The 14020-nt window shown below is 58.8% G+C and carries 14 protein-coding genes; 8 read left to right on the top strand and 6 right to left on the bottom strand.

The window, feature by feature from the left end; all coding sequences use genetic code 11:
* Window positions 1-218: 218 nt before the first annotated feature.
* Window positions 219-644 (top strand): VOC family protein, encoded by a 426-nt coding sequence (locus tag JAO29_RS11735; protein WP_334268408.1) that lies wholly within the window; start codon window positions 219-221, stop codon window positions 642-644.
* A 14-nt stretch (window positions 645-658) separates the two neighbouring features.
* On the opposite strand, the gene gatB is transcribed toward JAO29_RS11735, so the two are convergent.
* The gene (gene gatB / locus JAO29_RS11730; protein WP_334268407.1) at window positions 659-2164 is read right to left on the bottom strand and encodes an Asp-tRNA(Asn)/Glu-tRNA(Gln) amidotransferase subunit GatB; all 1506 of its coding nucleotides are present in this window, start codon (window positions 2162-2164) and stop codon (window positions 659-661) included.
* Between the two features lie 229 nt (window positions 2165-2393).
* Here gatB and JAO29_RS11725 point away from each other — a divergent pair, with 229 nt between their 5' ends.
* The 3 genes from JAO29_RS11725 to JAO29_RS11715 all read left to right on the top strand — a co-directional run bounded on the left by JAO29_RS11725 (window position 2394) and on the right by JAO29_RS11715 (window position 6725).
* Complete coding sequence (locus JAO29_RS11725) at window positions 2394-2723, top strand: PadR family transcriptional regulator (protein WP_334268406.1); 330 nt, start codon at window positions 2394-2396, stop codon at window positions 2721-2723.
* A gap of 9 nt (window positions 2724-2732) precedes the next feature.
* The gene (locus JAO29_RS11720) at window positions 2733-5459 is read left to right on the top strand and encodes an ABC transporter permease (protein ID WP_334268405.1); all 2727 of its coding nucleotides are present in this window, start codon (window positions 2733-2735) and stop codon (window positions 5457-5459) included.
* A gap of 66 nt (window positions 5460-5525) precedes the next feature.
* The gene (locus JAO29_RS11715; protein ID WP_334268404.1) at window positions 5526-6725 is read left to right on the top strand and encodes a glycosyltransferase; all 1200 of its coding nucleotides are present in this window, start codon (window positions 5526-5528) and stop codon (window positions 6723-6725) included.
* Here JAO29_RS11715 and JAO29_RS11710 read toward each other — a convergent pair.
* The gene (locus JAO29_RS11710; RefSeq protein ID WP_334268424.1) at window positions 6708-7820 is read right to left on the bottom strand and encodes a pyridoxal phosphate-dependent aminotransferase; all 1113 of its coding nucleotides are present in this window, start codon (window positions 7818-7820) and stop codon (window positions 6708-6710) included. The genes JAO29_RS11715 and JAO29_RS11710 overlap by 18 nt on opposite strands.
* A 210-nt stretch (window positions 7821-8030) precedes the next feature.
* Entirely contained in the window at window positions 8031-8549 is a 519-nt protein-coding gene (locus JAO29_RS11705; protein ID WP_334268403.1) for a gamma carbonic anhydrase family protein, read from the bottom strand.
* Window positions 8550-8823: 274 nt separating this feature from the next.
* Here JAO29_RS11705 and rpsU point away from each other — a divergent pair, with 274 nt between their 5' ends.
* The 4 genes from rpsU (at window position 8824) to JAO29_RS11685 (ending at window position 11973) form a co-directional block, all read left to right on the top strand.
* Entirely contained in the window at window positions 8824-9021 is a 198-nt protein-coding gene (rpsU, locus tag JAO29_RS11700; protein ID WP_014267628.1) for a 30S ribosomal protein S21, read from the top strand.
* A 245-nt stretch (window positions 9022-9266) separates the two neighbouring features.
* Window positions 9267-9677 carry a zinc-ribbon domain containing protein gene (locus JAO29_RS11695; protein WP_334268402.1) on the top strand — a complete coding sequence of 137 codons (411 nt, stop codon included), beginning with the start codon at window positions 9267-9269 and terminating at the stop codon, window positions 9675-9677.
* A gap of 50 nt (window positions 9678-9727) precedes the next feature.
* Complete coding sequence (locus JAO29_RS11690) at window positions 9728-10648, top strand: MBL fold metallo-hydrolase (protein ID WP_334268401.1); 921 nt, start codon at window positions 9728-9730, stop codon at window positions 10646-10648.
* A gap of 35 nt (window positions 10649-10683) precedes the next feature.
* Window positions 10684-11973: a Gfo/Idh/MocA family oxidoreductase gene (locus JAO29_RS11685; protein WP_334268400.1), complete on the top strand. Its 1290-nt coding sequence runs from the start codon at window positions 10684-10686 to the stop codon at window positions 11971-11973.
* Window positions 11974-12035: 62 nt separating this feature from the next.
* Here the strand turns inward: JAO29_RS11685 and rpmA are convergent, their stop codons facing one another.
* From rpmA to JAO29_RS11670, 3 genes are all read right to left on the bottom strand, one after another.
* Window positions 12036-12299 carry a 50S ribosomal protein L27 gene (gene rpmA / locus JAO29_RS11680; protein WP_022842585.1) on the bottom strand — a complete coding sequence of 88 codons (264 nt, stop codon included), beginning with the start codon at window positions 12297-12299 and terminating at the stop codon, window positions 12036-12038.
* Between the two features lie 105 nt (window positions 12300-12404).
* Entirely contained in the window at window positions 12405-12725 is a 321-nt protein-coding gene (gene rplU / locus JAO29_RS11675) for a 50S ribosomal protein L21 (protein WP_334268399.1), read from the bottom strand.
* Window positions 12726-13043: 318 nt separating this feature from the next.
* A complete protein-coding gene (locus JAO29_RS11670; RefSeq protein ID WP_334268398.1) occupies window positions 13044-13967 on the bottom strand; it encodes a formate/nitrite transporter family protein in 924 nt (307 codons plus the stop codon).
* Window positions 13968-14020 lie beyond the last annotated feature (53 nt).

Genomic DNA, 14020 nt, shown 5'->3' with positions numbered 1-14020 from the left:
GCTCCTCCGGCGCCCGGTAACTTGCGTCTCCCCTGCATCCCATCAGCGCCAACGATACTACGGTGGCTCCTGCAATCATTCGCAGACACACTGCAGCGTTTTGCATCATGCGCCATTAAAACTCACCAAGACACGCAGAAGGTACTTTTCTTCCGTCCACGGCTTGGTTTACCTTGACGCGCAGCGACGTACAAATCGACACACTGAGGAACTCTCCCATGCCTGTGAAAGCCGGATACTCCACGCCCCTGCTCCACGCCCGTTCGGTGGAAGACTCCATCCGCTTCTATCAACTTCTCGGTTTCGAGCTGATCGACACCGACCATTGCGAACCGCTGGGCTGGGCGCGCATGCACTGCGAGGGAGGAGCCATCATGTTCCTCCGGACCGACCATCCTGCCGATCTGGCAGAACCCACCCTGCTCTACATGTACACGCCGGATCTGACCGCGTTGCGCGAGCAACTTATCGCGGCCGGCATCAAGGTCGCTCCTATCAAGTATCCGCATTACATGCTCAGCGGTGAGATCACGCTGCATGATCCCGACGGCGCGAAGATCTTTATCGGTCACTGGGGCGACGCGGAGCACGACGTCTGGATCGAGCGCATTGGGCGAAAGGAAAATGAAGAGAGCCGCGCCTAGGCGAGCGGTACGATTCAGCCCAACGGGCCCAAGGCATCCAGCTTCTTCACCACCAGTTCGTTCAGCAGCGCCGGATTCGCCTGTCCCTTCGACAGCCGCATCACCTGACCGACGAAGAAGGCCGACACCGTCTTCTTCCCTCCGCGGTACTGTTCCACCTGCTTCGGGTTCGCTGCGATCACCTCGTCGATCATCGTCTCGATCGCGCCGGAGTCTGAGATCTGTTGCGGCTTATCGCGCTCATAGATCTCTGTAAAGTCCTTGCTCTCCGCAAAGCTGCTGTCCAGAAGCTGCTTCAGCTGCTTGGAACTGATCGTCCCCGCCTCCACAAGATCGGCAGCCTGAACCAGACCGTCCAAGGAGACCGGAGACTGCGTATCGTTCAACTCAGCCGCACGCAGACGCATCGTGATTTCGGAGAGCAGAATCGACGCAACGCGCTTGGGAGATTTTGCCTTCTTCGCAGCAACCTCAAAGCGATCGGCAAAGTCCCGCGTCGCCGTAATGGTCGCGGCATCCTGCTCATTGAGGCCATACTCCGCGATCATGCGCGCGCGCCGTGCTTCGGGAAGCTCCGGCAACATGCTGAAGATCTCTGCCTGCCACTCCGCGCCAACCACCAGCGGCGGAAGATCCGGCTCCGGAAAATACCGGTAGTCGTGCGCCTGTTCCTTCGAGCGCATGGCGTAAGTACGACCCTCGCCTGAATTCCAGAGGCGCGACTCCTGTACCACGCGGCCGCCCTCTTCCAGCACACCGATCTGCCGCTCGATCTCGTACTCCACGGCAGACCTTATGAAGCGGAAGCTATTGACGTTCTTTACCTCGGCCTTGGTTCCGAACTGCTTTGCGCCTTTCAGCATCACGCTGACGTTTGCGTCGCAGCGCAGCGAGCCTTCTTCCATGTTGCAGTCGCTCACTCCCGTGTACAGCAGGATCTCCTTAAGCCGCGTCAGGTATTCGAAGACCTCGTCAGCCGTACGCAGGTCAGGCTCGCTCACAATCTCCACCAGCGGGGTGCCACAGCGATTCAGGTCGATGTAGGTGCGGCTGATCGAGTCGGCGAATCCATCGTGAACGCTCTTGCCCGCGTCCTCTTCCATATGCAGCCGCGTCACGCCGATCCGCTTCGTGATCGCGGCGCCGCTCTCATCGAAGGCAGGAATCTCGATCCATCCGTTCTCTGCCAAGGGCTTGTCGAACTGCGAGATCTGGTAGCCCTTTGGAGAATCCGGATAGAAGTAGTTCTTGCGCGCAAAGATGCTGGTCTCCCGGATCTCGCAGTTGATCGCCTTCGCCGCCAGTACTGCATACTCCACCGCCTTGCGGTTCAGCACCGGCAGAGCGCCCGGCAGCCCCAGGCAGGTCGGGCACGTATGCGTATTCGGTTCGCCGCCGTACTGGTTCACACAGCCGCAGAAGGCCTTGGACTCAGTCAGCAGCTGGACATGAACCTCAAGCCCGATCACGGGCTGGTATTTGGCAAGAATCTCGGGAGAGAGCGCAGTTGCAGTGGACATAGTCACCCTGATTCTAACAAGCCCACCGCTACTCTCAAGCCGTCGGGAACCCCTCGATCAAGCAAGGTCGACCGCTGACGCTGCTTCCGCGATGGCGACTGACCGAAAGCACCGTCCAGCCGAGAGGGTTCGCACACATACGGCACGCTATTGACATAGGTAGCCTATGGAAGATAGGTTGTTCTCTGGCATAGGCAACCTATGCCAGAGACCTTTGTGAGGTGCTGGATTGAAGCGTGATGAGATTCCTCCTGGAACGCTGTACCTGCTCATCTTGAAGGCACTCTCCCTGCATGGCCCGCTGCACGGCTACGAGATGGCCAACTTCATCCAGCGGACCTCAGACAATGTGCTGCAGGTGGAGGAAGGCTCTCTCTATCCGGCGCTGCAGCGGATGCTGGTGAAGGGCTGGGTTACGGCGGAGTGGGGCGTTACCGCGGGCAATCGCCGGGCGCGTTACTACCGGCTCACGCCTGCGGGTCGCAAGCAACTTGACGCCGAGCTCTCTCAGTTCGAGCGCGTCTTCGGAGCCATCCATCGGATTACGCAGATTGCATAAGGAGCTGCCATGTTCCCCTCTGAGTCACTACGGCGTTTAAGGATGTTGTTTCGGGGCAGCCGCTTCCAGGAAGAGCTGAACGAGGAGATGCGCCTGCACCGCGAGCTGCGCGAACAGGAGCTCCTGGATCTGGGCCAGAGTCCCGAATCGGCACGGCGCGAGGCGAATCTGCGCTTTGGAAACGTGACCTCTCTGGGGGAAACGAGCTATCAAAGTTGGGGATGGAGCTGGCTTGAGAGCCTCTTTCAGGATCTGCGTTACGGTACTCGCTCCATGCTCCGCAGCCCAGCGCTGACCATCGTGGCATTGCTTTCGCTCGCGCTCGGTATAGGTGCCAATACTGCAATCTTCAGCTTCATCGATACCCTCATGCTCCGCTCGCTTCCGGTAAAGGACCCCTCGCAACTGATGTTCTTCGGGAAGGAGGGCGAGGCCGGTGTTACCGACCGCATTGGTTCGACTACCCTCTACTCGTACCCATTCTTCCGCGAGATGCAGAAGAGAAACGGCGTCTTCTCCGATGTCGCCGCGATCTTCAGCGAGCTGAATACCGTGCATGGGACGATCCAGGGGCAGGACTCGATGCAGCCCATGCGCGTCCAGCTCGTCTCGGGCTCGTACTTCCCGACACTCGGCGTTCAGGCCGTTCAGGGTAGAGTGTTGTCGGAAGCAGACGACACAATCGAGGGTGCGCATCCCATCCTCGTCGTCAGCTATGCATGGTGGAAGCGTGCGCTCGCGAGCGATCCTGCTGCCCTGAACCGGAAGATCACCCTCGGTAAAACCACCTTCGATATCGTGGGGATTGCTCCTCCGGAGTTCTTTGGAACCAGCGTTGGTGAGGCTCCCGATATGTGGGTGCCAATGTCGGAGATGGGCTTCGTTCCTCCGGCTTATGACGCCCGCAAGGATAACTTCTGGGAAGGCATGCATCTGATCGGCCGGCTAAAGCCTGGAGTCTCACAGGAGCAGGCGACCTCGAACGTCAACGTCCTCTATCAGCAGATCATCCGCTCCTTTCCCGATGCAGATTTGGATGCGCGGAACGCAGGATATCTCAATCATGCGCATGTCATTCTTACGCCTATGGCGAAGGGTCTCTCTTCACTGCGCCACAGGTTCTCCGAACCGTTGAAGATTCTGATGGGCATCACGACGCTGGTGCTCCTGATCGCATGTGCGAACATCGCCAATCTTCTGCTGGCGCGTTCGACGGCGCGTGCTCGCGAACTCGCCGTGCGGCAGGCACTGGGTGCAGGCCGTCTGCGTATCGTGCGTCAGTTGCTGACCGAGAGCCTGGTGCTCGCGCTCACGGGAGGTCTGCTTGGGATAGGTCTGTCGCGCATCGCTGACAGGTTGCTGCTTCGGATGATCTCCGGCGGATCGGACCTTGTGCCTCTCGAAGTCTCGATCAACACCAATCTCCTGCTGTTCACTTTTGCGGTAACCGTCGCGACAGCAATCCTCTTTGGCATCATCCCTGCTTTCCGCAGCACGCGGCTTGAACTGACCGACGCTTTGAAGGACGGCCGTGGAAGCTCCTCGAAGGCAAGCTCCAGAAGTCCGCTGGGGAAGATCCTCATCGTCTCTCAGATCGCGCTGTCTCTTGTTCTGATGGTCGGAGCAATTCTGTTTATTCGATCGCTCGTGAATCTCAATAACGTGGACACCGGATTCAATCGGGAAGGTGTTCTGCGGCTGGATATCGACTCCGACGTCATCGGGTTGAAGTCTGAGGATCCGCGCATGATCGCGATGTTTCAGGAGATTGAGCAGCGCGTCAGCGCGCTGCCCGGAGTCAAAGCCGCAAGCTTTGCCTCTTTCCTCTTCAGCCAGGGAAGCTGGAACACGGGAATCCGCGTCGTCGGTCAAAATCTCGACGACCGTGTCAACATCAAGCACAATGTCGTCGGCAACGAATACTTCGCCGCAATGCAGATTCCGTTGCTCGCGGGACGCACCTTCGGCCCGCAGGATACAACGACATCGCACAAGGTGGCGGTCATAAGTGAGCGCATGGCGAAAGATCTGTTTCCCTCCGGCGTCAATCCGATCGGGCATCACTACTACGCCGGCTTTGACCCCAAACCGGACACGGAGGTGGAGGTGATCGGCATCGCCAAAGATGTGAAGTTCGGCGACCTGCAGGAGTCTCCGCAATACATCGACTACATTCCGAACCCGCAGCATCCGTGGGGGTATGGAACGCTGGCTGTACGTTATAACGGCGACTTTGACGCTACCTCACGCGCTGTTCAGCAGACCATCCACAGTGTGAATCCCAGGCTTCCCATCAGTCATGTAGGCACGCTTGACGAGCAGGTTTCAAGCACCCTCACGAACCAACGCGTGGTTGCCCAGTTGTCCGCGTTTTTTGGGCTGCTCGCGGTATTTCTCTCCTGCATCGGCATCTATGGCCTGATGTCGTACACGGTGGGAAAGCGAACCAACGAGATTGGGATCCGTATCGCCATCGGGGCGAGCCGGGCCAGTGTGCGATGGCTGGTGCTGCGTGAGATCGCTCTGCTTACGGCTATCGGAATCGCAGTGGGGATTCCTATTACGATAGCCGGCAGCCGAATCGTCGGCACGATGCTGTTTGGGCTCCGGGGTGCCGATGTCGTCAGTCTGCTCACCTCGGTTGTAGCCTTGCTGGCGGTTGCGCTGCTGGCCGCGTACCTGCCCGCCAGAAGAGCCGCGAGCGTCGATCCTGTCGTCGCACTTCGTTACGAGTGAGATGTCTCGGCAGATGTTTCATGGCGAGTTGCTGAAGACGCGGTGATCCTCAAGTAAAGTAGTGCCATGCGTGTGCCGCGGGTAGCCTATCTTCCCGATTCTTTTCACGAGGTCAACGGTGTCGCCCATACCAGTCGCAACTTCGTAGCTTACGCACAACGGCATGCGCTTCCGTTCCTCTGTATTCGTGCAGGAACGCGCATTCCGCACTTCGAGCATGAGACAGAGCTCCGCACTCTGGAACTGCGCCGCTCTCGGGTGTCCATCCGTATCGAAAAGGATCTGCAGTTCGATCCTCTGTTCTTTCGGCACACCCGCTCCATCCGGCGCGAACTGCTTCGCTTCCGTCCCGACCTGATTCACATCACCGGCCCGAGCGAGCTTGGAATCCTTGGCGCTTACATTGCCTGGGAGCAGGGAATTCCGCTCGCCGCATCCTGGCACACCAACGTGCATGAATATGCCTCCCGGCGGCTGGACTGGCTGACACGCCATCTCTCCCGCCGCACCGCCGCCGGGCTGGAAAAGCGAGTCGAGGCTGCATCCTTGTGGGCGACCACACGTTTCTATTCGCTCGCCCGGGTTCTGTATGCCCCTAATCAGGAGTTATGCGGCCTGCTTGAGCGGGCTACAGCCCGTCCCTGCCACCTGATGCAGCGTGGCGTCGATACCGCCCAGTTCTCTCCTGACCACCGCACCCGAGCGCTCGATGACTCTACGCTGGTCATCGGTTACGTCGGCCGACTCTCAGTTGAAAAGAACGTCGCCATGTTTGCGAGTATCGAGCGTGGACTGATCGATCAGGGGATTACGAACTTTCGTTTTCTCATCGTCGGTCACGGCCACGAAGAGGCTCATCTGCGTGCATCGCTCCGTCAAGCCGACTTCGCAGGTGTACTTCGCGGTGCCGATCTCGCTCGCGCCTATGCCAACATGGACGTGTTTGCTTTTCCATCACACACCGACACCTTTGGGAACGTTGTCCTCGAGGCACTTTCGAGTGGAGTTCCAGCCGTGGTCACGCAAGGTGGCGGCCCGAAGTACATCGTGCGGGATCAACAGACAGGGTTTGTGGCCACGGAGCCGGAGTTCGTTTCTGCGATCGCCGCGCTTGCACAGGATCGAGCCCGTCTGGCGCAGATGCGCACTGCCGCGAGAGCGTACGCGCTGACCTGCAGCTGGGATGCTGTCTTCAACAGTGTCTACGAAGGCTATCGTGAGGCTCTGTCTGCTGCCGACGGCTTGCCGCTATCGGAGACCTCGTAGCCGACGGCAGGCATCCGCCAGATCCCCGTCCTTCTTGGCAAAACAGAACCGCAGCAGATCCTCTCCCTTTCCCGCCCGGAAGAACGCCGATCCTGCAACCGCTGCAACACCGGTCTTCGCAAGCAATGACCGGGCTCGCAGCGCCGCCGTCGCTCCAGTCAGCACACCCTCTAATCCAGCCGTCGAAGCCAGGATGTAGTACGCTCCGTCGGGAACATGCGGCTTCATTCCGGCATCGCGCAGAGCGGTCACCAGCATCTCGCGCTTGCTCTCATGCTCAAGAGCAAGACCTGCGTAGAAGCTTCTCCCCAGCTGCTCCACTCCCGCGGCCACGCCATGCTGGAACGGCGAGGGCGCACAGACGTAGAGCAGGTCATGGAAGTATCCAATTGCGCCAATCCACTTCGCATCGGCGATGACATACCCGATGCGCCAGCCGGTCACTGAAAATGTCTTTGAGAAGCCCGACATCACGATGGTCCGCTCACGCATGCCCTCGATCGCCGCCGGGGACAGGTGCGTCGCGTCCCCGTAGATGAAATGTTCGTAGATCTCGTCAGTCAGCACGAAGAGGTCGAACTCGCGGGCGATCTCTGCAAGCCCCTCCAGCTCCTGCCGGGTGAAGACCTTTCCGGCCGGGTTGGACGGCGTGTTGACGACAACGGCCCGGGTCTTCGACGTGATGGCCGCGCGTACCCTGTCCAGATCGAGGCTCCAGTCGGGCGCCTCCAGTTCCACCGCGACCGGGACGACGCGCATGGAACGAAGTGTCCCCAGGTGGTAGCCGTAGAAGGGCTCGAACAGAAGAACCTCATCGCCCGGATCGAACAGGGCCATGACGACCGCGTGGAACGCTCCGGTAGCGCCGCTGGTCACCAGGACCTCGCGCTCCGGATCAACGACCATGCCCTGCATGCGTTCCGTCTTCTCGGCTATGGCGCGGCGCAGCCGGGCGATTCCGTCCAGCCGGGTGTAAATGTTGTGACCTTCATGGATGGCCGAGATCGCTCCCTCTGCGACCACCTGCGGAACCTCGGTATCGCAGACGCCCTGCGCCAGGTTGACTCCGCCGACACGGTCGCTCTCCACCGTCATGGCGCGAATCTCCGACTGCACCAGCCGCGGAGCCAGTTCACTCAGACCCAGCCCACGTTCCTTTGCGATCTCAGTGTGCGCCACGGCGTCCTCCGGTTTTCATGGTACAAAAGAGTGCCTTCTATCTTATCTTTGCCCCGGCGGCGCGCGTCTGGGTTCGCTTGTGCCCTGGAACAATTTCAACAACATGCACCGCCGCCACGGGCGAACTTACTTCTTCAGCTCTGCAAGGTAGATCGCGGTGTAGTCGAGGTAGTTCTGCGCGTATTTGGCGATCATCTTCTGGTCATCATCGCCCAGAGTCTTCTTCACCTTTCCTGGAACCCCCACGACCAGCGAGCGCGGAGGAATCACCGCCTGCTCCGGGATGACAGCTCCGGCGGCGATGATGGAGCCCTCGCCGATGCGCGCATTGTTCAGGATGACCGCTCCAATTCCGACCAGCACATTATCTTCAAGCGTGCAGCCATGCACTGTGGCGTTATGGCCGATGGTAACCATCTCTCCCACAGTGACCGCGTAGACGTATCGCATCCCGTGCAGCACCGCACAGTCCTGCACGTTGCTCCTGGCGCCGATACGGATGGAGTTGACGTCTCCACGCACGACCGCATTCATCCAGATGCTGGCCTGTTCCCCGAGCTCCACATCGCCGATCACCTGTGCCGACGCATCTATATAGCAGCTCTCAGGAATATGGGGCGTCTTGCCCTGATAGCTTCTGATCATGGATCGGGCCTCCACCCAAGGGAGATTTTACGGCTCATGCAGACTTTCCGCTCGCTGAGGTTGGAAACCAGCCACTCCGTGACGATCCCGGCCAGTTCTCTGTAAGTGAAGGTGCTCCCGCGCTTGCTGGAGCACGTGCAGGACGACTCGATCGATTCGGCATGCAACTGAGGTTCCGAATGTCAATAATTATCCGAAATGTCATCTATCTGACGTGAAAAGGAGTATTCTTAACTTCGCGTCCCTGTCTGGGAACGGTTTGGAGGTGTTGTTCTTGGCAGAGGTTCGAGTTCAAGAAGGCGAACCGCTTGAAAATGCCCTGCGACGTTTTAAGCGCAAGGTGCAGACTGAAGACATTATTAAAGAAGTCAAGCGTCATTCCTTCTACCTGAAGCCCGGCGAAAAGAAGCGCGTCAAAGAAGCGCTCGCTCGCAAACGAAATCGTAAGAAGGTCCGCAAGGAGCAGGACTAAACAAACGCTCCCGTTCGAGTGGCCACCTCCCGGTGAGGGGGTGGCCATCAGATAAATAGCTGGCGACGGACTCCCGCTGTCGACCGGCAACAGTGAGCCTAAGGGCATCCACTGTGCTAGCACGCCATTTCGCCGCTTGGCGACCCAGGACTACTTACCATGCATTACGGCAGGATGATTGCTCAGGGAGCCTGCAGCTCGTTCCATTGAGTCGTCACCTGTCCCGCAGATCGGGAGACGCGGCTATGGAATTTGTAGATCGGTTACTGACATGTGCAGATTGTGGCGGAGAGTTTATCTTCACCGCCGGCGAGCAACTGTTTTTCTTCGATAAACAGTTCAAAAATGACCCAAAGCGATGCAAGCCCTGTAAGTCCAAGAGGGCTGGAGCTTCAGCACGTCCAGGTGGTGGTCCTGCGGCGGCTGGAATCTCACGCACGGAAACCAGGACAACCTGTTCAGACTGTGGCGTCGAGACAACCGTTCCCTTCAAACCGACTCAGGGACGTCCTGTACTTTGCCGTCAATGCTTTCAGAACAAGCGAGACTCCCCCATTCCTCTGGTTGCATCGGTGGATGGGCTTCCATCTTCGATGGAGAATGTGCCGATCGCTTCCGGGATGATTCCTGTGGCGAATCACGCACCCAGGCTCTAGCAGGCAGCAACTGTTCGCGTTCCATCATCCTGACCGGGTACCATGGTCAGATGATGGAACCGTCTTACCATGCCGCAGGACTGCAGGAACTGGTGCGGGCACGCACGCATCTCGGACAGTTTGAGTTGACTGTCTGCACGGATGGAACCTATCGTCTCGACGGCGGCGCCATGTTTGGCGTTGTACCCAAGACGCTGTGGCAGAAGCGGCAGCAGGCGGACGAGCAGAATCGTATTCTGCTGGGCCTCAACTCGGTCGTCGTCCGGACAGGACGACACACGGTCCTGATCGAGACCGGCATCGGAAATAAGCAGAGCGCGAAGATGAAGGAGATCCTCCTGAATCAGGAGTTACTCCCTGATTCCCTGTCAGCTGCCGGAGTCCGGCCCGATGAGGTGGACATCGTCATCAACTCCCATCTTCACTTCGATCACTGCGGCTGGAATACAACCCTGCAGCCTGATGGCACGGTCACCCCAACTTTTCCGAATGCTCGTTACTTCGCCCACTTCGATGAGGTGGAACACGGGCATCGTCAGTTCGAGCGCGACGGCGTCAGTTATCTGTCGCCAAACTACGATCCTCTGATCGAATCCGGGCAGATGACCCTGCTCACAAATCAGAGCATTCAGATCGATCCCATGATCGTCCCCGGCGTCTCCGTCGAACTCTTTCCCGGACACACGCGGCAGTTGATGGGGATCCATATTGAGTCGGAGGGGCAGCGTGCCTGCTATATCTCCGACCTCATTCCGACCTCCGCCCATCTCGATCCAACCTGGGTTATGGGATATGACCTTGACCCGTTGGAGTCGATCGAGCAGAAGAAACGCTTCTATCGGCGTGCCATTCCGGAGAAGTGGCTTGTCCTCTTCACCCACGATCATCAGACCCCTATGGCGACGATCGAGCTTGGTGAAAAGGGAAAACCCATCGCGCGGGCGGCTGAAGGCGATTTCACTTCCGCCTGACAACGAAGCGCTCCAGTGCCGGCATCCACAGCACTATGTTTTCTGCCGGCCTGCTGTCCCGTCGAAGTTTCCTCCTCAATGCCTCCACCTCGGCAGCCGCCGCGACGCTCGGCTCACCCTCACTCTCCGGTGCTCCCTTCCCCGCTCAATCGGCAGAAAGCAAGCAGCTGCCCGGAGACCAGGACAAGGTGCAGCTCTCGCAGATCCACGGTCCGTCGGAACAGGACGAGAAGGCTCCCGGATCTTTCCTCCCGGACGACAAGCGGATCGGCTACGCCATCGTTGGTGTGGGACGACTGTCTATCAACCAGATTCTTCCCGCCTTTGGCTCCTCGAAGTACTGCAGGCCCGTCGCTCTCGTTAGCGGAGATAGGGAGAAGGCGCTGAAGATCGCTGCGCAGTATGGAATCAAAGAATCTTCCATCTACGACTACAGGAACTACGAGCAGATCGCCTCAAATCCTGAAGTGCAGGCGATCTACATCGTTCTGCCCAACGGTATGCATGAGGAGTATGTCGTCCGAGGCGCGAAGACTGGCAAACACATCCTTTGCGAGAAGCCCATGGCGAACTCGAGCGCCGAAGCGGAGCGGATGATTGCTGCCTGCTCGAAGGCCGGGGTTAAGCTGATGATCGCCTACCGTCAGCAGTACGAACCCAAAAATCGCGCCATTCGCAAGCTTGTAACCAGCGGAAAGATCGGAAAACTTCGCGGCTTTCTCTCCACCAATTCGCAGCAGATGGGGGACCCTTCCCATTGGAGGTTGAAGAAGTCTCTCGCTGGCGGCGGCTGCCTCCCCGATGTGGGAATTTACTGCATCAACGCGTCGCGCTTTCTCTCCGGAGAAGAGCCAGTCTCGGTTTCGGCGCAGCTCTGGCAGCCAAAGGACAACCCGCTATTTGCAGAGGTGGAGGCGAGCGTCAGCTTCAGCATGCAATTTCCGTCTGGATACCTCGCAACCTGTACCACCAGCTATGACGTCCACAAGAGCCAGAGCTTCCGGCTCGAAGGCACCGAGAGCTGGGCTGAGCTTTCACCGGCGTATGCCTACCACGGCAGCAAACTGAGGTACTCCAGGCTGGAGGAAGGCAAGGAAGTCCAGGTCGAGCCGCAGATCGAGGACAAGGATCAGTTTGCGCTGGAGATGGACCACTTCGCTCAGTGCATCGTACAGAATCGCGAACCACATACCCCGGGAGAAGAGGGCTTGCAGGATCATCGGATCATTGAGGCGATCTATGAGGCCGCCCGCACTGGGCGGGTGGTTTCGGTCACCCCCCCTCCCAAGCCCACGCGCGGCCCCGAGCCTTCAGAGGAGGCGTGAATCGGGACACACGAAAAGCCCTGCCAAGGCAGGGCTCATTCGTAACCTAATGAAGAATAAGGCTAAGCGGTGGCGATAGGGTCGATCGAGACGAAGCGGCCATGCTGGCCACGGTCCTGGAAGCGAACCACGCCGTCTATCTTGGCGAACAAGGTGTCGTCCTTGCCGCGGCCGACGTTCAGGCCTGGCTTGAGCGGGGTTCCGCGCTGGCGAACCAGGATGGAGCCACCGGTGACCGTCTGGCCGCCGAAGCGCTTTACGCCGAGACGCTGCGCGTTGGAGTCGCGACCGTTTTTAGAAGAACCTAGACCCTTTTTATGTGCCATTTCGATTGCCTCTTTCGCGCCGTTCCATGAACTTCCCAGGAGATCCGGCGCATAAAAATCTAAAATTTTGCGTAACCACTGAAACCGCGGAAGGCGGTTAGCAGGTTACTTGAGCGACTTGCCGTTGACGAAGATGTCGTTGATCTTGACCTCGACGTAGTTCTGGCGATGACCCTGCATCTTCTTGTACTGCTTCTTGCGCTTCAGCTTGAAGACGAGAATCTTGTCGCCACGGCCTTCACCTACGACCGATGCGGTCACCTTGGCTCCGTTCAGATCTCCCTCGAACTTGCCTGCCTCGCCGGAGACGGCAAGGATGTCGGAAAACTCGACTGTTCCGTCCTGATGGGCGGTGGTTTCGATCTTCAGGGTGTCGCCGGGAGCTACCCGATACTGCTTGCCGCCGGTGCGGATGACTGCATACATGACTTGAAACCTCTAGCGCGCGCTGTGGGAGCGCTGACCGCTTCCTTGATGAATTGTGCTGCATGGGGCATCTGCAGAGGAGGTGTATCCAGTGAGCCCGCCTGAACCTGAGTGTTTTCCGGTCCAGACATGCCGTTCCTGAAGTTGAGACACTCTGGCTGCAGCGCCAAACTTAATGAGTGTACCTCGTTTCCGCGGGCAAGGTCAATGAATCCGCCCGGGTCTGGAGCGATTTCTCCATCTTGCGACGGATAGGGGACCGAGAGCACCTCCCGAAGCAGTCAGAGGAAGCGCTCCGGGAGGGTGGCTGATTCCCAGTCAGCGGGACGATTCGTCATCCGGTTGATGGCTCTCGATTTTGATGGAAACGGAACCGGACGCCACGGGTAGGGCTTCGGCCTCGGCATCGCCGCCGTAAACCACCTGCCCATATTCAATCAGGGTGACCATGCCCACACCGCCCGATATATTGCCGGCGACGGCCGCGAGGAGCCAGCGGGGGAAGGCCATGGGGGTTGCGTGGCCCAGAAAGACGGCTGTCAGGACCTCTCCGCTGCCGGCGATGCAGTGGGCGAAGCCTCCCAGGCCGACCACAAAGGCCAGCATCCAGATAATCATTACGGATCCGGTGATGGAGTGCGAGCCGGAGACGAGCCAGGCGACGCTGGCAATGATCCAGCCCCCAACGACACCGCTCCAGAATATAGTCCCGAACGGACGCGAGGCCGCCTCCACACCCAGCCAGGAGAGGGTGCTTACGAACTCAGGCCGGAGGGCGCCGGTGAACGAGGCCAGGGTCGCGAAGGTACCTGCTCCTAAAATGTTTGCGCCGAGAACGATCGCCCATAGCTTCAATGTTTTGAAGAAGTGCTGTTTTTCCGCCAGGACCAGGGCAACCGGATAAAGAGTGTTCTCTGTAAATAGTTGGGATCGGCCGAGGATGACTGCGATAAATCCCAATGGGTAGAACATCTTACCGATAAAGAGGGTTGCCGCTGTAGGGGTGGCGCCCGCTGGTGTCAACAGTGCGACGGCGATGGCATTGCCCATCCCGGAGAGCCCCATGAAGATGCCGCCCGCAATGCCGGAGAAGAAGAGCGAAATTCCGGAGCGGCCAAGCTCCTGGCGTGCATTATTGGCGACCTGTTCGTAGATGTCCTGGGCGCTGGGGCGCTCGAGGTTCATCTGCGCTGGTGGGGTAGGTGGCGGCGCAGGCTTACGGCGTCGTAATTGAAATGCCATTGTGGAGAGTGAGATGCGGGAATCACACCAGGTGTGGTGTAAACGGAAGGATT

Origin of the sequence: Edaphobacter sp. HDX4 (assembly GCF_036877565.1) — a bacterium.
In the GTDB taxonomy this organism is placed as follows: Bacteria; Acidobacteriota; Terriglobia; order Terriglobales; family Acidobacteriaceae; genus Edaphobacter.
This window is presented reverse-complemented; position numbering and strand designations above follow the sequence as displayed.

Excerpts from the sequence above, each read along its gene's own strand:
- rpmA (WP_022842585.1), bottom strand. The coding sequence starts at position 12,299 with ATGGCACATAAAAAGGGTCTAGGTTCTTCTAAAAACGGTCGCGACTCC.
- JAO29_RS11710 (WP_334268424.1), bottom strand. The coding sequence starts at position 7,820 with ATGACGGTGGAGAGCGACCGTGTCGGCGGAGTCAACCTGGCGCAGGGC.
- JAO29_RS11685 (WP_334268400.1), top strand. The coding sequence starts at position 10,684 with ATGTTTTCTGCCGGCCTGCTGTCCCGTCGAAGTTTCCTCCTCAATGCC.
- JAO29_RS11670 (WP_334268398.1), bottom strand. The coding sequence starts at position 13,967 with ATGGCATTTCAATTACGACGCCGTAAGCCTGCGCCGCCACCTACCCCA.
- gatB (WP_334268407.1), bottom strand. The coding sequence starts at position 2,164 with ATGTCCACTGCAACTGCGCTCTCTCCCGAGATTCTTGCCAAATACCAG.
- JAO29_RS11705 (WP_334268403.1), bottom strand. The coding sequence starts at position 8,549 with ATGATCAGAAGCTATCAGGGCAAGACGCCCCATATTCCTGAGAGCTGC.
- JAO29_RS11715 (WP_334268404.1), top strand. The coding sequence starts at position 5,526 with ATGCGTGTGCCGCGGGTAGCCTATCTTCCCGATTCTTTTCACGAGGTC.
- JAO29_RS11690 (WP_334268401.1), top strand. The coding sequence starts at position 9,728 with ATGATGGAACCGTCTTACCATGCCGCAGGACTGCAGGAACTGGTGCGG.
- JAO29_RS11735 (WP_334268408.1), top strand. The coding sequence starts at position 219 with ATGCCTGTGAAAGCCGGATACTCCACGCCCCTGCTCCACGCCCGTTCG.
- rplU (WP_334268399.1), bottom strand. The coding sequence starts at position 12,725 with ATGTATGCAGTCATCCGCACCGGCGGCAAGCAGTATCGGGTAGCTCCC.
- JAO29_RS11695 (WP_334268402.1), top strand. The coding sequence starts at position 9,267 with ATGGAATTTGTAGATCGGTTACTGACATGTGCAGATTGTGGCGGAGAG.
- JAO29_RS11720 (WP_334268405.1), top strand. The coding sequence starts at position 2,733 with ATGTTCCCCTCTGAGTCACTACGGCGTTTAAGGATGTTGTTTCGGGGC.